Raw genomic sequence first — 19,749 nt, forward strand, 5'->3', positions numbered from 1 at the left:
CGGGCGGTTGTCGAGTGTGCTGCCCGCGTTGCGGCGACATCACCCGCAGGCGGTTCAGGGGCTAGCTCCGAGCAAGACGCGGCCCTCTCGCGTCATTCTGTGGAGTGACGCAGTGTCGCCCACCGTCAAGGGCGAGACTTTTGACAGCGAGTCGAGCACGCTTCGGTCTCCCAGCGGCGGAGGTGCGCGGTCGGCCAGGAAGGTCGTGCCATACCTGACGCAATAACTGGCGCCGACAGTGTGCCGCACCCACGCGTGCGGGGTGGGAAAGTCCTGCGCTGCCCGCCTCCTGCCGCCGGACGGTTGTCGGTGGTCACCCGAATACTTCTCGGCAGGAGGTTGATATGAATACAGCACTCATGCTGCTGGTGTTCCTCGGCGGCATCACTACGATCTTCGCGTTCACGTTTCTTCTGATGGTGCTGAGCACCGCCTACCTGCCAGCGGACTGGCCCAAGCCAGCCGTCGGCGTCTTGGTCGATGAGCTCCGCCGGCGAGGGTGGGAGCGCGGGGTCCATCAGAGTGAGTCGCGGGTCCGCCGCGTCGCCGCACGCTGCGATGTGCTCGACTATCCTGACGCGAAGGCGACGCCAGCCGGCGCCATCGCGACCCTCACCGGAGAGGATCCGGACGCGGACACGATCAGAGGACTCGCTCATCGAGCCGCGGAGCTCGAGCGCGAAGCCCTTGATCGCACTCACGAGTGGGCGCGACGACAGCCCGACATTGACCGGCTTCTGCGGGGATGGCCGCTCCGTCTGCGGCTTGAGCGATGCCGCTTCTGGCTAGCGGCGTGGACCGACCACTTCCCCGCTGCGCTGCACCGCGTCGCCAGCCGGTGCTTCACGGACCCACGGCCGGCGTTCATTGGCGCGTGCCTCGGGATCGTCTTCACTGTCGCGACAGGGGTTTACGGAAACCTGCCGGCAGGCGCCGGAAGCCTTGCTATCCTCAGCAACTGCGGTGTCCTGACGGTGCTCGCGCCCATTGTCTGGGTGTCCATCACCGAGGCTCGAAACGTCTGGACTGCGCTGCTTCCCGAGCCTGCCCCCACGGTCCCTCACCGTGTTTTTATCGTCGCTGGTGTCGTCATGCTCGTGGGTGTGACGCTCCTGTGCCTACAGGCTCTCGGTTACCGCCCGATCGAGCGCTTGGCCAACGTGAGCAGTAGTGCGACGGCTGGCCTCTCGCCTACGGCGCAGACGTTGGTCGGCTCAGCTCTCATGGGAGCGACTCTCGGCTGGTACGCCAAGCTCGCCATCCGGGGAGCGAGAGTGGGTGAACTGCCACTCGGTGTTCGTGTGCGCAACGCCCTTCGCGCGGTGTTCTTCCTTGGGTTCATCGGCCTGCTTGCTGTCTTCGCGTTCGAGAGCGTGACCTCCGCCCAGGTGCCGCGGCCCGTGATGCTCGCGCTGATGTTCTCCGTCGTTGCCAGTGTTGGGCTGTTCGTCATCATCGAATGGTGTTCTGATGTCTCCAGATTCAGGCGCCACCTTCGAACGCTGCGCCGGAAGCACCTCAGCGTGGAACGCGGATGGCTGCGTCCGTGGCTCGCGGGAGCCGCGTTAACCTACTTTGTATTCGTTGGTCCGTTGCTGGTGGACACGCTGCCGGATGACCCCATCGCGCTCTCGCTTCTCAAAGCCCTTCTCCTTGCGCTCTGGCTCCTTGCTGTCATCGTCGCCGGGGTTCAAGCGGTCGCCCTTTGCCGCTGGCGCCGCCGGCTAGAGCGCATCTACGAGGCAAGTCTTGCGCACCCTATGGAAGCCGATGATGCCTCTGCTCGTTAGGGGACCCACTGCACCTATGGCTAGCTGCGGGACGCCTCACGCGATTTCGAGCGCGGCACGCGCTGTGTGCGGCACTGATCACGTCCTCGACCAGATCAACCAGGACGTTTAGCACGAAGATGCTCATCGTGGCGGCCACCCGCTCGCGCGTGACACTGAAAGCCCGCGGTAGCGCTGACGGAGGCTCGCGCTTCGCGGAGCGGGCCGCCGGATTCCTCGGATCCCGTTACGAGAGAGCGACTCCCGGCGAGCGGGAGTATTTGCGCGCCATGGCCGACGTCGCCGAGGCCCGGCCCTCCGCCTGGGCCCTACGCGAGCGTAGGGCGGGGTTCGCGGGCGAGTACGCTGTGCTCGTGGTGAGGCAGCTAGAAAGACGTACGTTCGCGAAGGGGATCGCCTGGTCGGTCCCCGTCGTGGTGGCCGCCAACGCGGCACCGGCCGTGGCTGCGTCGTGCGCCGCGGTCACCATCGACTGGGACACGACGACGCTGTCCGGCGGCGCCGTGACCGTCGGCACGACCACCATGCGCGTCACGCGAGCAGGCTCCGGCAGCGGCACCGCGAACGACCTGACGGTGCGCAGCGGCCCGATGGGTGGGGTGAACGAGCGCTTCCTCCAGCTGGAGCGTGCGACACCGGCCAAGACGACCTCGGCCACCTACACGTTCACGTTCTCCCAGCCGGTGTCCAACCTGACGTTCTCGGTCTACGACATCGACGCCACCATCGGTTCAGGCTGGATCGACGGCATCTCGTTCAGCTCCGGGTTCAGCGCCACGAGCACCGGGGCCACGCTGACCGGCACCGGCACCGCTGCGTCACCGTTCCAGCCGAGCCAGCCGGCCACGACGGGCAACCTGTCCGGTTCCGATGCCCGAGGCAACGTGACGGTCTCCTACGCCGGGCCGCTGACGTCGTTCACGATCACCTACACGAACGTCTACACCGGCACGAACTCGGTGTCCGGCAACCAGGGCATCGGTGTGTCTGACCTGACGTTCATCCCCAGCTCCTGCTGATCCGAACCCGGGAACGGGCGTCGCTCGGTCGGCCGGATCAGACGCCAGACTGACCGGTGGTCTCGGTGGCCACGGCGATGATCTCTTGGACCTGGGTGCGATTGCGCTGATAGCGGTGGGCGGCTCAGGGCAGCGAGGGCAGCCCAAAGATCAGCCCCAGCTCTTTCCACAGTGTTTGCGCCGGTCGCGATATCCGGCCGGATGATTCCCACTCGCGGGTGGCCCCATCGACCCAGAACGACTCCTCCTCGGAGTCGAAGTGATTGGCAATCGCCCGATGGACGTAGAAAGTCTTGGAACGTCCGGTCCTGGCGACGAGCGCGTCGAGACGCGCATCTTCTTCTGCGGTCAGTCGGATGCGGAGCGTCACGTCATCACCTCTCGCGATGCACCAACCGTACGTCGCCGGGACGGCTGCCCTACGTCAGCAGCCGCTGACTCCTCAGCCCGCCAGCCCCAGCGTCGCCAGGGTCTTCTCGTGCCGCCGCAGACCTTCCTCGACCATCTCGGGGTGCTCGGCGTACCACGCGCGGTGGGTCTCGGCGAGCTCCTCCTCCGCGACCTCGCGCCCGTCGACGACCCAGCCGTCGCGCGGTTCGCCGTCCAGGTCGAGCTCGTCGACCACCCACGCGGGGATCGGGGCGAACAGGCTGCCGAGCAGCTCGCGACCGGGGTCGGCGACCGAGCCGTCGGCCCCCAGCTCCTCGGCGATCCGGCCGGCCAGCCCGATGAGCACCGGGTTGCCCGGGTGGTTGATCACGTTGGTCGCGGCGGTGTCGGCCGCGGTCAGCAGGTCGTCCGCGGGCAGCGTCTCGTCCCGCTCCTGCCGCCGCCGCAGCTCCTCGCGCGACTCCTCGGCGATGGCGCGCACCGCCCCGGCCGGCGGTCGATGGTCCAGCGGAGCCCCGGTGAGCACGCGCAGGTCGTGATACGGCACCCCTGGCGGGTCGCCCGCCTCACCGCGCACCAGCACCTGGAACGGGTGGAGCGGTGCCCAGAACAGGGCTGGAATGCGTACGACCTGGGCCGAGCGGGTGCGCTCGGCCACCTGGGCGGTGCCGAGCGGCAGGTCCCGGTAGTTCTCGCGCACGGGCTGGGCGACGAACGCGGTCGTCTGCTCCAGAGCGCGGTCCAGGTGCGGCACGTCGGTCTCGGTCAGCTCGTGCACGGGGGAATCCGCACGGTCGTCCACCGGTCGCCGACGAGCGGGTCGAGCAGTACGCGCAGCGCCTCGGCCTGGCAGTTGCCCCACACCATCAGCGACGGCCCGTCCACCTCGCGGTGACCGTAGAACTCGCCGTAGTGCCACTCTCGCGGGTCGACCCCGTCCGGCGCCTCAGTCATACGGTTCAAGGTAAGTCGGGGTGTGACCTGCACGCCCCGCCCTAGGGGAGGTATTGCGCGGCGGCGACCATCTCCACCACCCGCACCGCGCCGGCGGCCCCCGGCGCGGCCTTCAGCTCGTCGCCGACCCGGGCCGCTGTCGCGCGAACCCCGTTGTCGTACAACGCTTTTCCGACCGCGTTGTCGATCCACCTGCGGTTCGGCGTCAGCGTCGCGGTCGTGACTCCGGTGCCGCTCCAGCGCACCCGCGCCGCGATGTCGGCCTTGTCCACGCGTACGTCGTGGCCGGCGTCGACCAACGCCCGCGCCAGCCGCACGGTCGGGTCGACGTGCCCGGTGAACGGGCACGCGGCGAGCAGGACCGACACCATGGCCGCACGCTAACGCCTGGCCCCGCGAGCGACTCAGTGGCAACGGAGTTGCGGCGACCTGATCAATCTCACCTAAAGGCGCACTCTCCGCCTGAATCACGCACTAGCGTCGGCGCATGCACAGGGGGTGAGAGCCGTGGTGCTTGCGGCAGTCGTTGCTCTTGGGGGCTGCGGGGGAGGAGTTTCCAACGGCGACTCTGAGTCCTCGAGTGAGGCGCCCGACGTAGACGCCGTGCCGCCCCCGGGGTTGCGTGTTCAGTAGGTACCTCGTGATCGGTTGCATGTTGGCGCCAAGAGGCAGGAGATGGGCTGGATGAAGAGTCTTGAGGCGGCGAGGGACCGCGCGGAGGAGCAGCTGAGGGCGTACACAGATCCCTCGGGTCCTTATGCGTTCCGGACGTACGACGTCTCCCCGCTGAACACGACCGATCACCTTCGCCCGGAGGACATCCTGGCCGCCAACCTCTTGAGCCTGACACTGAAGTGGCATCACGTCGTGCCGTTGTATGCAGCGGGGGAGGCGCCGCCGCAGCGTCTCCGAACGGCGCTGGATAAAGCGCTCGTAGCGATGCGCAACGCGCCGGCTTTTGAAGAGATCGACAGCGAGGAGCAGCTGAGGGAGGTCTTCGAACCCTTGGCTGAAGCGAACCGCGCGACCCAACAGGTGACGGGATGGACCCCCGTCACGGTGTCGAAGGTGCTGCATCGCTTCGCGCCGCACGCCGTCCCGATCGTGGATTCCAGAGTTCGCGCGTTCTATGGCGTGCGGGCCGGCCAGGAGGCCGAGCTGCGCTCGCGGCAGTGGCGCGATATCAGGCAGAACCTGTCCTGGCTGGAGCAACTGGCTGAGCGGTACCCCCGGAGCGACGGCGGGGTTACGTCCGTGCTGCGGATCGCGGACATCTTGATCTGGACGCCGGACGGCGAGTCGGAATCGCGCGCCATCTAGGCGCGATGTCCCCGCAGTTCGTACGTCCTCGCACGATCTGCGAGCCGGCTCCCCGTCGTTCCGGGGCTGGCTCTCCCAGATCGTGCGTGAACGTACGAAATGATGCCGCGGTGACCGAGCCGCGCGAGCCGACCGACTCGACAGACCCGACCGACGCCACCGCCGAGCCCGACCCGGCCGACGCCGCGCTCGCGGCGGCCCGTGCCCTCACCGGCGAGGTCGACCACTTCGACCAGCTGGCGACGTTCGAGGTGGCGGCCATGGGTGGGCCGGAGGCGGCGCGCGAGCCGATCCGGATCTGCGCGGTGACCCGCGAGCAGGTCGAGCGGCACCTGACCGCGCCGGGGAGCTGGGCCGCCCCCGACCCGCAGCCAGCGCCCCGGTTCGCGATCACGTTCAGCGCCCGGAAGCGCCGCGAACGGGCCGAGGCGGCGGCCGCCGCCGAGCGCCAGGCAGAGGCGTGGGAGCGGGAGTACGACGACATGGAGGCCGCCGCTGAGGCCGCGCTCGCCGACTGGCGGCGCCGCGCAGACCCCGGCTGGATCGCCCGGGCGACCGCCGCCCGCGACGTCGCGCTGGACGACCTCGTGACCCGCGGCCTGTGGACGAGCGAGGTGCGCGAGGGCTACCGAGACAGCCCGCTGGCCGCGCTCATGATGCACGCCGCTCTGGCCTGGGACTGAGGCCGGCCGCGCCGTGCGAGAACTTCTCGCGAGAACGCTGTAACGCCCGCGCAGCCCCCACGATGTAGCGGACGCATGAGGCGCCACTCGGACCCCCGAGCGAGTGGCGCCTCATGTTTCTGTCTGCAGCCGCGCCCGGCTCAGCCCAGGTCCACCGACCCGACCTCCTGGCCCTCACGCTTCCGCGCGTGCCGAGCGATCAGGTACAGCAGCGAGCCGACGACCAGGTAGCACGCGGCGATCGTCCACGTCTGCAGGCTCTGCTGGGTCAGCAGCGCGATGCTGGCGATCAGCGCGAGCACCGACACGATCCGCGGGACGTGGAAGTACTCGTGGTCGACCTTGTCCTTCTTGAGCACCAGCACCGAGATGTTGGCCGAGATGAACACCAGCACCAGCAGCAGCACGGTGGTGTCCGCGAGGGTGCCGACGTCACCGACGAAGCTCATGCCCATGGTCACGGCGCCGACGACGAGGATGGCGACCCAGGGCGTACGACGGGCCGGGGCGACCCGCCCGAAGACGCTCGGCAGCAGGCCGGCCTCGGCGAGGCCGTACGTCGCGCGGCTGGCCATCACCATGAACAGCAGCGCACCGTTGCCGATCGCGACCAGCGCGATCAGCGCGAACAGCCACGGCGGGAACGACAGGCCCGAGGCGTCGATGACCTCCAGCAGCGGCCCCTCGGACTGGGCCAGCTGGTCGGTCGGCACGACCGCGCCGGCCCCGATCGCGATGAGCAGGTAGACGACGCCGGCGGTGGCGATGGCGCCGAACAGCGCGCGCGGGTAGGCCCGGCTCGGCTGGCGCACCTCCTCGGCCATGTTGGCCGCGGCCTCGAAGCCGAGGAAGGAGAAGAACGCGGTGATCGTCGCGGCGAACGCGCCCGACATCGGGCTGATCCCGTCGGCGAACGTGGTGAGTCGCGAGGGCTCGGCGTCACCGTTGCCGAAGACGATGGCGGCGACCACGATGATGATGATCAGACCCGTCATCTCGATGATCGTGGCGCACACGTTGGCCATCAGCGACTCGCGCACGCCGCGCAGGTTGATCGCGACGAGCGCCGCGATGAAGGCCAGCGCGACGGGCACCGACGGGATGTCGGTCAGCGCCTTGAGGTAGTCGCCGGCGAACGCGTTGGCCAGCGCCGCCGACGTCGTGATGCCCGAGGACAGCATCAGGAAGCCGATGAGGAAGGTGACGAACGGCTTGTTGAACGCCCGCTCCGCATAGCGCGCGGCGCCGCCGGCGTGGGGGTACTTCGTGATCAACTCGGCGTAGGTGCCCGCGGTCAGCAGCGCCAGCACCAGCGCGATGATCAGCGGCAACCAGATGGCGCCGCCGACGTCCTGGGCGATGCTGCCGACGAGCGTGTAGATGCCCGCCCCCAGCGTGTCGCCGACGATGAAGAAGAACAGCAGCAGCGGGGTGATGCCCCGCTTGAGCTTGGTCTCGGTCTCGCCCACGGCGTTGGCGGTGGGTTGCGCTGGTGCGTCAGGCATCCGGACACCTTTGCAGGGTCTGGCGGCGGGCACCACCTCCCCAGGCGGCCTTTTGCCCGAAACTGCCCGGGTCTGCCCGACCAGCCCGTACGCCCGTGGCCGGCTCGGGCCGGCGCCCCGCCAGGCCTCGCCCGGCGTGGCGCCGGCGTGGTGCCGGCTCAGCCCAGGACGCCGAGCCCGTCGAGCACCAGCCACAGGCCGAAGACGGCGAACAGGAACGCGGCGCCGTACTTGATGAACTTCTCCGGCAGCTGCTTGCCGAGCACCGCACCGACACCGATCGCGAGCGCGTCGGCGAGCACCATGCCCAGCGTGCTGCCGATCCAGGTGCCGAACCAGCCGTTCTGGGTGGCCAGGGTGATGGTCGCGAGCATCGTCTTGTCGCCGAGCTCGGCGAGGAAGAACGCGACACCGACCGCGAGGATCGCGGCTCCGGTGCTGTTGCGCACCTTCTGCGCCTCGTCGTCGGTGAGCTCGTCACCACGCAGCGTCCACAGGGCGAAGATGAAGAACGCGATGCCGGCGGCGATCGCGATCGGCCCTTGGTACTGCGCGAACGCGTCGCCGATCCAGAAGCCGATGCCGACGGATGCCAGGTGCGTGATCAGGGTGGCGATCGAGATACCGATGAGCACATCGCGTGCGCGATATCTGGTTGCGAACGTCATCGCCATGAGCTGGCTCTTGTCGCCGAGCTCGGCCACGAAGATGACGGCGGTCGAGATGAGGAAGGCCTCCATTGCTACCTCTCCGCCTGGGCGAAGAGCAGCCGGCCTGGTGGACGCGCCTTCGACCAGGCACAGTCAACGGGTTGCTGCACTGGTCGAAAGTCTCGTCCGCCACCGTCTCGGGTGGCCCACCTCGCCGGGCCCGAGGGCCAGTGTGTCGACGAGGTCGTTGGGGACTACTCCCTTTCAGCCGCCGAGTGTGCCGTACGCCTGGCGCACCGGCCAAATCCGTCTCACCCCGGTCGGCGGCCGGCGCCCGAGGGCGCTCGGCGACTGGTGCAGCCTGCCGTCCTGCCCTACGCTTACGGCGGCGTACGCGCACCCGGGGGAAGGATCGACCGACCGGTCGATGACGAGGGGCGTTCGCTCTACCGAGCACCAGGGGAAATTCGATGGTTCCAGCACCAGTCCACCCGTCGCGGCGCACCGTCACCAAGGGCGTCGGATGGGCCGTGCCCACCATCGCGCTGGGAGCGGCGGCCCCTGCGCTCGCGGCCAGCCCGTGCTCGTGCACACCGAACGGCTGCCCGAGCATGGGCTTCGGCGGCGCGCTCGACGGCAACGGCTGGAAGCTCTCGACGGTGGGGACCTTCACCGGCGGCACCACGCGCTATGCCGGCACCTACGCCCCCTCCACGGGCGGCAACGCCAGCTGCAACAGCGTCACGGGCGGGACCGGGGGCGGCTCCATCTCCGGCGCGATCGTCATGGAGGGCGACCCCACCGCGGCGGGTGCCTCGATCACGTACTCCAAGAGCGTATGTCTTCAGGCGGGGCGCACCTACACGTTCACGTGGAACTGGAACAGCTTCAACGCCAACAACCGGTCGATGTTCCTCGACGCCCAGCTGACGAGCTGCTCCGGGACCGTGGTGGCGACCGCGACTCAGGTGCAGGCGCTGGGGCGCACGACGAACAGTCGCGGCTCCCGCACGCTCACGGTCACGCCGACCGCGACCAGCCTCTACACGTTCGAGTTCATCGGCACGTTCGGTACGACCCCGGCGTACGACAGCGCCTGCAACCGCTACGCCAACGACATCGGTTTCACCGCGCCGCTCTGCACCGGCGGCTGATCAGCCGACTCGAACGACTCCTCCGTGTCACCGACCCCGGCGCGCAGCCGGGCCGACCGCCCACTTCGGGAGCCGGTCGTAGGGCGGTGACGTGCTGCGCACAGCATCCGGACAGCCCTGGGCGCCAGCGTGCATGGCACACCGAGCCGGACCTGCCGGCCAGGGAAGGAGAACGCCATGACCAACCGGAGGCTGGGACAAGGAACCCGCATCGGTCTGACGACCGCCGGATTCCTTGCAGCAGCAGGGGTTCTCGTCGGTGGCGCCAGTGCCTATGCCGCCACCGACGCACCGGGTACGACCTCGCCGGGCGCGACGTCCACCACGAGCCCGGACGGCCAGGGTCAGCAGGATCGTGGCCAGCAGGGCCGCTCCGACTCGGGCGCCCCGGGCGACCGGGAGGGCTGCGACGACGCCGACAAGGCGCCGGGCGGCGCAGCCTCGCCGAGCTCCTCGACCGACGCGACCTGATTCCCTCTCAGACCAACCCGGCCTTGGTGACCACCACGGCGACGGCTCCGAACGTGCGCGGCTCGACGACCCTCGGGGGATCGTCGAGCCGCGTGCGTCCGGGTGGGGCGGCGGGCGTACGCCCGCGGCTAGCGTGGCCGGGACGCGCACCCGACGCCGGCCGCAGGAGGCACCCATGTCCGACGAGCAGCCCTACATCGACTACGACAACCTGCCCGTTCCCGACGAGGGGATCCTGGTCACCACGTTCCTCACCGTCGAGAACGTCGACCGGTCGCGCCGGTTCTACTCCGAGGTGCTCGGCGGCACGGTGGTGCTGGAGCGCAACCCGTGCATGGTCAAGCTCGCGAACTCGTGGCTGATCATGAACCCCGGCGGCGGCCCGACGCCCGACAAGCCGGGCATCACGCTCGTGCCGAACCGGCAGCGCGACGAGGTCTCCGCGTTCCTCAACCTGCGGGTCGCGGACATCGCGCAGGTCTATCGCGAGTGGAGCGCCAAGGGCGCCGAGTTCGTCACCGAGCCGATCGACCGTGGCGCCGAGATCCGTTGCTATCTCAGGGATCCCGACGGTTACCTCATCGAGGTGGGGCAGTCGACCGGGCTGCTCCAGGGCGACCTCGCCACGATCCGCCCGGAGGACCCGACGGGCTGACCGGCCCCGCGCGCGGCGCGAAACTGCGTCGCCCCCACCCCCGACGTACGCCAGGGTGGGCGCATGCAGTCCGACTACCGCTGGAGCCGGCTCACCACGGACGACGGCGAGGCCTGGGCGGCGCTCGCGAACACGCTGGCCGAGGTCGACGACACCGACGAGTTCGTCAGGGCCGAGGACCTCACGGAGGAGCTGACCGACGACGGCGTCGACCCCGACCCGTGACACCTGGGCGGTCTGGGAGGGCGACCGCCTCGTCGCCTTCGGCGGCGTCCGGGTGTCGCCGACGCTGGGCCACGACGGCACGGCCCGCGCCTGGTTCCTCGGCGGCGTGCACCCCGACCACCGCGGCTATGCGGTCGTGCGCTACTTCAACCAGCTCGTGCGCCCGCTGCCCGGGGAGGTGCCCGCGCAGCCCGAGGTGCCCACCGACGTACGCCTGGTGCCGGTCAGCGACGACCTCAAGGAGGCGGTGCGCGAGGCGCACAACGCGGCGTTCCGCGACCACTTCGGCTCCTCCGAGGTGCCGCCGGCCGCGTGGGACCACCGCTGGGCGGCGCGCGCCAGCCGGCACGACCTGTCGTCGCTGGCCGTCGACGGCGCCGGACGGGTGCTCGCCTACGTGCTGTGCCAGGTCTGGGAGGAGGGGAGCTCTACGTCGCGACCGTCGGCACCGTCGCCGAGGCGCGTGGGCGCGGCCTCGCGCAGGCCTGCCTCGCCCGGTCGCTGCGGCTCGCCGTCGACGAGGGCGGCTTCACCCGCGCCGACCTGCACGTCGACTCCGCGAGCCCGACCGGCGCCACCCGGCTGTACGCCCGGCTCGGCTTCGAGACCGCGCGCGTCTTCGCCCGGTTCGAGCGCCCGCAGGGCGAGGTCTCGGCCTCCCGGCCGACCGAGGGGCTCAACAGACGGGCGTGAACGAGATGTCGGAGATCCCCGCGAGGATGTACAGGTCGTAGTTGGTGCTGAACAGGTTCGAGTAGGTGATGCTGAAGCTGGTGAGGGGACCGGCGTAGGAGATGCCGACGTTGCCGGCGGTCTCGGTGGGCAGGGCGGAGCCGGTGTTGGTGAACGGATCGGCGGCCGTGCCCGAGCCCGTCACCCTGCTGCCCCGTGACCGCACGGTGAAGCCGGACGAGAGGGAGAAGCCCTCGCGGAAGCCGGTGGTGCCGCTCGTGCCGGTGCCGACGGTCTCCAGGTCGAGCAGGGTGAAGCTCACGTTGGTCACCGGTCGCGAGAAGGTGAACGTGATCGTCTGGGTGTCTCGCGCCGCGACGTTCGGCGAGAACGAGAAGGCGAGGTACTTCTGCGAGATGCCGCCTTGCGGGCCGGCGGTCACTCGCAGGTTGCGGTCGTTCGAGACCGTCGAGGTCACCGTGAGCGTCGTCCCGTTGACCGTGGTCTGACCCACGAGCGTCCCCGTGGCCAGGGCATCCCAGTCGACCACGCCGGGGGCGCACGATGGAGAGGCGGCGGCGGCGGGTGCGGCGGTGGCGATGCTCACGATCGGGACCGACCACAGGGCGCCCTTGCTCACGTTCCGACGGGTCGTTCCGGTCTGCTGCTGCACGGCTGCCTCCCGCTGCCTGCTGATGACTGTGCTCACTCTAGATGCGCTGCGGTGCGCTGCGGCTCCCGCGCTGCGTCACCCCTCGCCAAGGGGATAGGTGAGGCGAACCTAACCGATGCCTTACACTCCTGCCCGTGGCCAAGAAGTCCAAGCAGCGCAAGCCGAAGAAGGAGTGCTGCGTCTCCAAGTCGCGGTGCCAGCGCTGCCCGATCCGGATGCTGCGCGAGGGCACGCTCCCGGAGGGCTACACGGTCAAGAAGCGCAAGCTGGTCAAGGCCGCCTGAGCCGCACGCTCGGCTGAGCGTCAGGACCGCTTGAGGCGGGCGAGCAGCCGCTCCTCGGCGTCCGGCCCCGCGGCCACGCCCGACGGCAGCCGCAGCAGGAAGACCACGCCGAGCAGCCACCACAGCCCGAACAGGATCCACGGCTCGATGCTCAGCGCGGCCGGCATCCCGGGCAGGTAGAGCGACAGCAGCGCCAGGGTGAGCACGGCGGCGGCGACCCCGACGACGGTGCCGAGCGGGGAGCGGGCGCTGCCCACGCGGAACGGGCGGTCCATCTCCGGCTCGCGCCGGCGCAGCACCAGGAAGGTCACCGCCACGAGGAAGTAGGCGACGACGATGCTCGGGGCGCCGGAGTCGACCAGCCACACCAGCATCGCCTCGCCGAACCACGGCGCCAGCACCGACAGCGACCCGATGAACAGCAGCGCGTTGACCGGCGTCCTGTACGTCGGGTGCAGCTTCCCGAAGAAGCGCGGCAGCATCCCCGAGCGGCCCATGGCGTACAGCAGCCGGGAGGCGCCGATGAGGAAGGCGTTCCACGAGGTGAGGATGCCGGCGATGCCGCCCGCGATCAGGATGGTGCCGAAGATCTCGCTGCCCCACAGGGCGGTCATCGCATCGGCGGTCGCGAGGTCGGCGGCGGCCAGCTCGCTGCTGCTCATCGCCGAGCCCGCGGTGACGACGACGAGGATGTACCAGAGCGCGGCCATCGCGACCGACAGCACGACCAGCTGCCCGATGCGGCGGAACGGCACGTTGATCTCCTCCGCCGACTGCGGCACCACGTCGAACCCGACGAACAGGAACGGCACCACCACGAGCACCGCGACGAACCCGTCGAACCCGCCGGTGAACAGCGGCCGCATGTTGGCGGTGGAGCCGCCGACGAACGAACCGACCAGCAGCAGCGCGCCCACGACCAGCAGGAACAGCACGATGAACGACTGCGCCGCGCTCGCCGGCTTGATGCCGCGAATGTTGAGCAGGGTCAGCACGACTGCGGCCACGACACCGACCAGCGCCCAGGTCAGGTAGACGTCGGACCCCGCGACCGACCACAGGCGTACCTGGTTGAGCTCGGGGAACAGGTAGAGCGCTGTGCGCGGCAGCGCCACCGCCTCGAACGCGACGATCGTGACGTAGCCGCCGGTGATCGCCCACGAGCAGACGAACGCCCACCGCGGACCCATCCCGCGCATGACGTAGTGGTGCTCGCCGCCCGCGTGCGGCATCGCCGAGACGAGCTCGGAGTAGGTCAGGCCGACCAGGCACATGATGAGCCCGCCGACGACGAAGGCCAGCGCGGCACCGAACGTGCCCGCCGACTCGAGCCAGCCGCCGGTGAGCACGACCCAGCCGAAGCCGATCATCGCGCCGAAGCCGATGGCGATGGTGTCGAGGCTGCCGAGCGCGCGGACGAAGCCGCCGTCGGTGCCGTGCGTGGGGGAGTGGTCCGTCATCTCCCCATGCTGCCGGGCTACCGGCGAGTCGGGAGGTCAGACGCGCACGTCGACCCAGACCAGGCGGTGGTCGCTCGTCGGGAACGGGTAGCTGCCGGTGAGCCGCGACAGCGGGTCGGCCTTGACCGGCCAGAACACCCGGGCGTCGAGCATCTTCAGGTTGCGGCTCGGCAGGACGTAGTCGGCCCGGATGTTGCCGGGCGGCTCGGCGAAGTCGGCGGTGTCGTACTTCGCCGGCGTGCGGTGGGTGAGGTTGGCCCCGCCCTGCTCGCGCGCGGCCTCGACGGCGCCCTCCGACCACGGCGTCAGCGAGGTGTTGACCCGCTTGTTGGTCAGTAGCTGCTGGACCGCGCCGGGCAGCGAGTCGCCGTCGTAGGGGTCGCTGTTCTGGTCGCCGGCGATGACGAACCGGCTGCCGGGCTTCAGGCCACCGCGCTGGCCGGCGTCGTCGTAGATGTAGCGCGACCGGCTCGGCCCGGAGACGTAGTCGGCCCACAGCCGGATCTCGTCGGCGTTGCGCAGGCCGTTGCGGTCCTCCGGCCCGTCGAACACCGGCGGCGTCGGGTGCGAGGCGAGCACGTGGACCGTGCGCCTGCCGACCCGCACGGGGACGTCCCAGTGCGACTTGCTCGACAGTCGTACGCGCTCCAGCTCCTCGGGGAGAACCAGTCGTTCGGCTCGGGCGTGGCCGGGTCGTCGGGCAGTCGCGCGCCAGGCATGTCCTTCCACAGGAAGTTCTGGAAGGTGCGCACCCGCGCGGTGTCGATGGGGTACTTGCTGTAGACGACCATGCCGTACTGCCCCGGGAACTCGCCGAACCCGAAGGCGTCGTTCGGGCCGCCGACGGTGCCGTCGTTGTCGAGGTCCATGCCGCTCGGCACGCCGGTGTTGACCGGGGCGGTGTAGGCGTAGGGGTAGGTCACCGGGTCCGCGCCGCGCTGCCCGCGCTCGAGGTAGTTGTCGCGGAACAGGTCGACCGCGACGTTGCCCGGGACGTAGTCGAACTCGTTGATGAGGACGACGTCGGGGTCGGTGCGCTGGATGGTCTCGGCCACGTTGCGCGCCTGCTCGTTGTCCGGCGTCGACAGGTCGCGCACGAGCTGGCCCTCGGCGGAGCGGTTGAGCGAGGCGTTGAACTGGGCGACGCGCAGGGTGCGGTCGGGGGCGTTGCTCCCGGGCTTGGCGCGGTCAGGCTTGGCGCTGCCCTGCGGCTCGGCGCTGTCGCCGGGCTTGGCGGTGGCGGCCGGGGCGGCGAGGCCGACCGAACCGGCCAGGGCGACACCGACGAGGGCGGTGAGGAGCGACGTACGGCGGGTGCGACGGGTCATGAGCCCCACTGTGGCCCGGTCCGGGCGACCTGCGGGCGAACACGAGGAGATCTTTGGGCGGTGGGGACGGCTGGCGGAGTCGCCGCGCGACTGAGTGGTCACTTGTGGTGGGTGTCGACCGTCGCGCACCCGCCACAAGTGACCACTCGACCCGGTGAGTCGTCACCTACGCCGATCGGCGCTGGCTATCACCGAAGGTCGATGCGTCCAGCGGGGTCGTGGGGGAGCATGGGGCGGTGAGTCGGACCGAACCCATCCTGGGCGCCTCGCTCGACGAGCTGCGCCGCACCCGCACCAGCGTGAAGTGGCAGGCGTACGGCCACGAGGCCATCCCCGTGTGGGTCGCCGAGATGGATGCGCGGCCCTGCCCGCCGGTGGTCGAGGCGGTCACGTCGGCGCTCGGCCGCGGCGACACGGGGTATGCGTGGACGGCCGCATACGTCCGTGCCGCAACAGATTTCGCGAAGCGGCGGTGGGACTGGTCGCCCGACCCCGGCGCGGCGATGAGCGTGCCCGACGTGATGTCGGGGATCGAGGCGTTGCTCGTGCACAACGTGCCCCGCGAGGCGGGTGTGGTGCTGAGCCCGCCGTGCTACGACTCGTTCTACGGCTTCGTCGCCGCCACCGATCGGCGCCTGGTGAAGGCGCCGCTCGGCGCCGACCTGCGGCTCGACCTCGACGCGCTCGACCGGGCGTTCGTCGAGGCCGGGCCGGGCGGGGCATACGTGCTGTGCAACCCGCAGAACCCGACCGGCACGGTGCACACCGCCGACGAGCTGCGGGCGCTCGCGCGGCTGGCCGACGAACGCCGGATCCTGGTGCTGTCGGACGAGATTCACGCGCCGCTCGTGCAGCCGGGAACGACGTACACGCCGTACCTGAGCCTGCCCGAGGCCGCCCGCGGCGTCGCCCTGATGAGCGGGTCGAAGGCGTTCAACCTGGCCGGGATCAAGGCGGCGCTGGCGTTCGCCGGGCCCGACGCCAAGGAGCGTCTCGCGGCGCTGCCCGAGGTGCTGACGCACGGCGCCAACCACCTCGGGGTGATCGCGGCGACCGCGGCGTACGACCACGGCGGGCCGTGGCTCGACCAGCTGCTCGGCGAGCTGGCCGACCGGCGCCGGCTGCTGGGTGAGCTGCTCGCGCAGCGCCTCCCCGACGTACGCCCGGTGCCGAGCCAGGCGACCTTCCTCGCCTGGCTCGACTGCCGGGGGCTGGGCGTCGACGACCCGGCCGCGACGTTCCGGCGCGGGGTGTGATCGTCAGCGCGGGCACCTGGTACGACCCCGACCAGGGCGCCGGGTGGGTGCGCTTCAACCTCGGCACCTCGCCCGAGGTGATCACCGCCGCCGTCGACCGCATGGCCGCCGCGCTCGAGCCGGTCGAGTAGCGCGCGAACCAAGCCGGTCGAGCAGCGCGTGAACCAAGCCGGTCGAGTAGCGCGAGGAACGAGCGCGTATCGAGACCCCGGCGACCGCCCTACCGGGCCACCTCGGGCTCGGCGTCGGCGATCTGCCGGTGCGCCCACGGCGACAGCAGCGCGAGCACCACACCGAACGCGACGGCGATGACGCCGAGCACCGTGAAGAACTGCGCGTCGGGGGTGTCGTCGGTGAGCCGGATGGCCTGCGCGGCGATCGACTGACCGGTCGCCGACGACAGGAACCACAGCGCCATCGCCTGCGACGCGAACGCCTTCGGGGCCAGCACTGTCGTGGCCGAGAGACCGACCGGCGACAGGCACAGCTCACCGAGCGTCTGCACGACGAACACGCCGCCGAGCACCCACACCGGGGCGGTCGGGCCCTCGTAGTAGTTCGCGGCGATTCCCAGCAGCACGAACGAGATTCCCGCGATGGCCACACCCATCGCGAACTTCATCGGCGTGCTCGGGAACTTGCCGGAGCGGGCCAGCCACAGCAGACCGAACAGCGGTGCGAGGAGGGTGATGGTGATCGGGTTGATCGACTGGAACCACTCCTCCTCGAAGCGGAAGCCCAGCGAGTCCAGGTCGGTGCGCCGCGCGGCGAAGGTCGCCATCTTGGTCGCGGCCTGCTCGAAGATCATCCAGAACAGCACCGCGGCGATCCACATCGGGAGGTAGGCCCGCAGGTGGCGTCGCTCGGTCGGGGTGACTCGCTTGCTGCGGAACATCACGACGAAGTACGTGACCGAGGCGGCGACCGACAGCAGCGCCACCGTGTCGATGACGGCGGCGGCATAGCCACCGCGCACGACGCGGAGCAGGCCGATGAGCACCGCGACACCGGCGACGACGCCGAGTCCGATCAGCCCGGCGCGGCGCCGCGCCGTCTCGTCGACCGGGTTCGGAGCCTTGTCGCTGTCGGGGTCCAGCCGCTTGCGGCCGAGGTAGTAGAGCACCAGCGCGATGCCCATGCCGACGGCTGCCGCGGAGAAGCCGGCGTGGTATCCCCAGCGGTTGCGCAGGAAGGCCACCACGAACGGGGCGAAGAACGCGCCGATGTTGATGGAGACGTAGAAGATCGAGAAGCCGGCGTCGCGGCGCGGGTCGCGGTCGGTGTAGAGGTGTCCGACCATGGTGGAGACGTTCGGCTTCAGCAGACCGGTGCCGAGGGCGACGAGTGCGATGCCGAGCCAGGAGAAGCCGGCGCCGGGGACGGCCAGCGACAGGTGGCCGGCCATGATGATGAGGCCGCCGTAGAGCACGGACCGGCGCGCGCCGATCATCCGGTCGGCGAGCCAGCCGCCGATGATCGACAGCAGGTAGACCGCGGCGCCGTACGTCGCGACCACCGCCTCGCCCAACGTGTCGTCGAGCCCCAGCCCGCCGTTCGCGGCCGTGTCGACGAGGTAGTAGAGCAGGATGGCGCGCATCCCGTAGTAGGAGAAGCGCTCCCACAGCTCGACGTTGAAGAGGGTCGCGAGTCCGCGCGGGTGGCCGAGGAAGGTCTTCTCGGCGGGAGTCGCCCCGGTGTCGGTGGGGGTGGCCGACATGCTCAGGTCACTTGCCTTTCGATTCTGGACTTGGGGGCCCGAAAGCCGCCGTCCACCGTACGGCGCGTTCCTAGGGCACTCCTGTCGGGTCGTACGCTGGTGGTCACTTCGCACATCCATCGCGGGAGTCCCAGGAGGGGCTGAGAGGGCGCTGCTGCCGCGCCGACCGTCACACCTGATGCGGGTCATGCCGCCGAAGGGAGACTCCGATGCCGTCGTCTGCCGTGTCGCAGATCGCTTCTGCCAGAACGAGATTCACGCCGGACAGCCCTGCCCGGAGGCGGGCGACCCGCGGCGGGATGCTCGGCAACTACGTCGACCAGGTCGACATCTTCCTGCCCGTGATCGCCCTCGCCCCGGTCAGCGACCGGGTGCTCGGGCCGGGCAGCACCGCGGCCCAGACGGGCCTGGTGTTCGTGGCCACGCTGCTCGGCCGGCCGCTGGGCGCCGCGATCTTCGGCGCGGTCGCCGACCGCCGCGGCCGCACCAGCACGACCCGCATCGCGATCGCGGGCATCGCGGCGACCACGGCGGCGATCGCGCTGGTGCCGGGGCACACCACGCTCGGGGCGGCGACGCTCTGGGCGTTCGTGGCGCTGCGGTTCCTCGGCGGCATCTTCCTGGGAGGTGAGTACACCGCGGCCATCCCACTGGCGATGGAGTGGTCGCGGCCTGAGCGGCGCGGCGGCCTGAGCGGCGCCGTCATGGCGATGTCGCCGCTGGCCAACGCCTCGATCGCCGCGCTGACGCTGACGCTCGTCGAGGTGCTCGGCGTCGACGCGTACGCCGACTGGGCCTGGCGCGTCCCGTTCGCCGTGGGTGCGCTGCTGGCGGCCGCGATGCTGCTCTACTACCGCCGCGGGGTCTCCGACGCGCCGGCCTGGAAGCGAGCCGAGCGACGCCCGAACCCGTTGCGGGACATCGTGATCGGGCAGTGGCGCCGGCAGCTGTGGCAGGTCTTCGTGCTGATGACCGGGCTGTGGCTGTTCACCCAGATGGCCGTGCCGGTGCTGACCGGTGAGCTGCGGGCGTCCACCGCGCTCGACCCCGCCACGGTGCCGTTCGTCATGCTGATCGCGACGCTGGTGTCGGCGGTGACGATGCTCGCCGCGGGCGAGCTGTCGCGGCGCACCGGTCGACGGGCGTTCTTCGTGGCGTTCGGGGCGGCGGCCGTGCTGCTCGCCCCGCTCGCGCACGCGCTCACCGGGGCGTCGCGGTCGCTCGCCGTGGTGGTGCTCGGCGCCGCCGCCCTGCAGGTGGTGACCGTGACGGCGTACGGGCCGGTCGGCGCCTACCTGGCCGAGCGGTTCCCGGCGCAGGTGCGCTCCAGCGGCTACGGCGTGGGCTACTCGCTGTCGATCGTGCTGCCGGCGCTCTACCCGTTCTGGCTGCCGCCGCTGCAGGAGGCGCTGGGCGCCGAGGTCGCGGTGCGGCTGGTGCTCGCGGTCGCCGCGCTGCTGCTGGTGGTGGGTGCGCTGGCCGGCCCCGAGACCGACCGTCGCGCCCCGCTCGCCTGACCCTCATCGGGCTGATCCCGGCGTGC

The 19,749-nt window shown here is 70.5% G+C and carries 21 protein-coding genes, 2 pseudogenes and 1 riboswitch; of the genes and pseudogenes, 13 read left to right on the forward strand and 10 right to left on the reverse strand.

All coding sequences use genetic code 11. The features are described from left to right. Positions 1–359: 359 nt before the first annotated feature. Complete coding sequence (locus tag QUE40_RS17960; protein ID WP_289231844.1) at positions 360–1,790, forward strand: hypothetical protein; 1,431 nt, start codon at positions 360–362, stop codon at positions 1,788–1,790. A 194-nt stretch (positions 1,791–1,984) separates the two neighbouring features. After that, a pseudogene (locus QUE40_RS19890) lies at positions 1,985–2,080 on the forward strand (DUF8462 domain-containing protein); the annotation flags it as partial. Between the two features lie 853 nt (positions 2,081–2,933). Here QUE40_RS19890 and relB read toward each other — a convergent pair. The 4 genes from relB to QUE40_RS17985 all read right to left on the reverse strand — a co-directional run bounded on the left by relB (position 2,934) and on the right by QUE40_RS17985 (position 4,524). Continuing rightward, positions 2,934–3,179 carry a type II toxin-antitoxin system RelB family antitoxin gene (gene relB, locus QUE40_RS17970; protein WP_142007252.1) on the reverse strand — a complete coding sequence of 82 codons (246 nt, stop codon included), beginning with the start codon at positions 3,177–3,179 and terminating at the stop codon, positions 2,934–2,936. A gap of 72 nt (positions 3,180–3,251) precedes the next feature. Then, positions 3,252–3,977, reverse strand: coding sequence for a WcbI family polysaccharide biosynthesis putative acetyltransferase (locus QUE40_RS17975; RefSeq protein WP_289231846.1), 726 nt, complete (start codon positions 3,975–3,977; stop codon positions 3,252–3,254). Continuing rightward, complete coding sequence (locus QUE40_RS17980) at positions 3,965–4,153, reverse strand: hypothetical protein (protein WP_289231847.1); 189 nt, start codon at positions 4,151–4,153, stop codon at positions 3,965–3,967. Before QUE40_RS17980 ends, QUE40_RS17975 begins: the two co-directional genes overlap by 13 nt. A 41-nt stretch (positions 4,154–4,194) precedes the next feature. Then, positions 4,195–4,524 (reverse strand): hypothetical protein, encoded by a 330-nt coding sequence (locus QUE40_RS17985; RefSeq protein WP_289231848.1) that lies wholly within the window; start codon positions 4,522–4,524, stop codon positions 4,195–4,197. 313 nt (positions 4,525–4,837) lie between these two features. On the opposite strand from QUE40_RS17985, the gene QUE40_RS17990 reads away from it, so the two are divergent. Further along, the gene (locus tag QUE40_RS17990) at positions 4,838–5,473 is read left to right on the forward strand and encodes a DUF6308 family protein (protein WP_289231849.1); all 636 of its coding nucleotides are present in this window, start codon (positions 4,838–4,840) and stop codon (positions 5,471–5,473) included. A gap of 110 nt (positions 5,474–5,583) precedes the next feature. Next, positions 5,584–6,156 carry a hypothetical protein gene (locus QUE40_RS17995; protein ID WP_289231850.1) on the forward strand — a complete coding sequence of 191 codons (573 nt, stop codon included), beginning with the start codon at positions 5,584–5,586 and terminating at the stop codon, positions 6,154–6,156. 140 nt (positions 6,157–6,296) lie between these two features. On the opposite strand, the gene QUE40_RS18000 is transcribed toward QUE40_RS17995, so the two are convergent. Further along, positions 6,297–7,661, reverse strand: coding sequence for an APC family permease (locus tag QUE40_RS18000; protein ID WP_142007257.1), 1,365 nt, complete (start codon positions 7,659–7,661; stop codon positions 6,297–6,299). A 158-nt stretch (positions 7,662–7,819) separates the two neighbouring features. Next, positions 7,820–8,401: a TMEM165/GDT1 family protein gene (locus tag QUE40_RS18005; protein ID WP_289231851.1), complete on the reverse strand. Its 582-nt coding sequence runs from the start codon at positions 8,399–8,401 to the stop codon at positions 7,820–7,822. A gap of 380 nt (positions 8,402–8,781) precedes the next feature. Between QUE40_RS18005 and QUE40_RS18010 the strand changes: the two genes are divergently transcribed. From QUE40_RS18010 to QUE40_RS18030, 5 genes are all read left to right on the forward strand, one after another. Further along, entirely contained in the window at positions 8,782–9,465 is a 684-nt protein-coding gene (locus tag QUE40_RS18010; RefSeq protein ID WP_289231852.1) for a hypothetical protein, read from the forward strand. A gap of 177 nt (positions 9,466–9,642) precedes the next feature. Beyond that, on the forward strand, positions 9,643–9,936 hold the full coding sequence (locus tag QUE40_RS18015; protein ID WP_289231853.1) for a hypothetical protein: 294 nt from the start codon (positions 9,643–9,645) through the stop codon (positions 9,934–9,936). A gap of 175 nt (positions 9,937–10,111) precedes the next feature. Next, positions 10,112–10,591 (forward strand): VOC family protein, encoded by a 480-nt coding sequence (locus QUE40_RS18020; protein ID WP_289231854.1) that lies wholly within the window; start codon positions 10,112–10,114, stop codon positions 10,589–10,591. Between the two features lie 63 nt (positions 10,592–10,654). Continuing rightward, complete coding sequence (locus QUE40_RS18025) at positions 10,655–10,816, forward strand: hypothetical protein (RefSeq protein WP_289231855.1); 162 nt, start codon at positions 10,655–10,657, stop codon at positions 10,814–10,816. Positions 10,817–11,218: 402 nt separating this feature from the next. Beyond that, complete coding sequence (locus tag QUE40_RS18030; RefSeq protein ID WP_289231856.1) at positions 11,219–11,509, forward strand: GNAT family N-acetyltransferase; 291 nt, start codon at positions 11,219–11,221, stop codon at positions 11,507–11,509. On the opposite strand, the gene QUE40_RS18035 is transcribed toward QUE40_RS18030, so the two are convergent. Further along, positions 11,493–12,161, reverse strand: a complete 669-nt coding sequence (locus QUE40_RS18035) for a hypothetical protein (protein ID WP_289231857.1) — start codon at positions 12,159–12,161, stop codon at positions 11,493–11,495. The two genes, QUE40_RS18030 and QUE40_RS18035, sit on opposite strands and share 17 nt — an antisense overlap. 134 nt (positions 12,162–12,295) lie before the next feature. On the opposite strand from QUE40_RS18035, the gene QUE40_RS18040 reads away from it, so the two are divergent. Continuing rightward, on the forward strand, positions 12,296–12,445 hold the full coding sequence (locus QUE40_RS18040) for a hypothetical protein (protein WP_170206918.1): 150 nt from the start codon (positions 12,296–12,298) through the stop codon (positions 12,443–12,445). Positions 12,446–12,465: 20 nt separating this feature from the next. On the opposite strand, the gene QUE40_RS18045 is transcribed toward QUE40_RS18040, so the two are convergent. Both QUE40_RS18045 and QUE40_RS18050 read right to left on the reverse strand, forming a co-directional pair. Continuing rightward, on the reverse strand, positions 12,466–13,905 hold the full coding sequence (locus tag QUE40_RS18045; RefSeq protein WP_289231858.1) for an APC family permease: 1,440 nt from the start codon (positions 13,903–13,905) through the stop codon (positions 12,466–12,468). 36 nt (positions 13,906–13,941) lie between these two features. Beyond that, positions 13,942–15,233 (reverse strand): annotated as a pseudogene (locus QUE40_RS18050) (endonuclease/exonuclease/phosphatase family protein). Positions 15,234–15,469: 236 nt separating this feature from the next. Here QUE40_RS18050 and QUE40_RS18055 point away from each other — a divergent pair. Both QUE40_RS18055 and QUE40_RS18060 read left to right on the forward strand, forming a co-directional pair. Beyond that, on the forward strand, positions 15,470–16,489 hold the full coding sequence (locus tag QUE40_RS18055; RefSeq protein WP_289231859.1) for a MalY/PatB family protein: 1,020 nt from the start codon (positions 15,470–15,472) through the stop codon (positions 16,487–16,489). Next, entirely contained in the window at positions 16,486–16,620 is a 135-nt protein-coding gene (locus QUE40_RS18060; RefSeq protein WP_289231860.1) for a hypothetical protein, read from the forward strand. The genes QUE40_RS18055 and QUE40_RS18060 overlap by 4 nt, the downstream gene beginning before the upstream one ends. Positions 16,621–16,709: 89 nt before the next feature. Here QUE40_RS18060 and QUE40_RS18065 read toward each other — a convergent pair whose 3' ends face one another. Further along, positions 16,710–18,206 (reverse strand): peptide MFS transporter, encoded by a 1,497-nt coding sequence (locus QUE40_RS18065; protein ID WP_289231861.1) that lies wholly within the window; start codon positions 18,204–18,206, stop codon positions 16,710–16,712. Positions 18,207–18,317: 111 nt separating this feature from the next. Continuing rightward, a riboswitch (TPP riboswitch) is annotated at positions 18,318–18,425 on the forward strand. Between the two features lie 80 nt (positions 18,426–18,505). On the opposite strand from QUE40_RS18065, the gene QUE40_RS18070 reads away from it, so the two are divergent. Next, positions 18,506–19,723, forward strand: coding sequence for an MFS transporter (locus QUE40_RS18070; protein WP_289231862.1), 1,218 nt, complete (start codon positions 18,506–18,508; stop codon positions 19,721–19,723). Positions 19,724–19,749 lie beyond the last annotated feature (26 nt).

Source organism: Barrientosiimonas endolithica, assembly GCF_030296655.1.
GTDB lineage: Bacteria > Actinomycetota > Actinomycetes > Actinomycetales > Dermatophilaceae > Barrientosiimonas > Barrientosiimonas humi.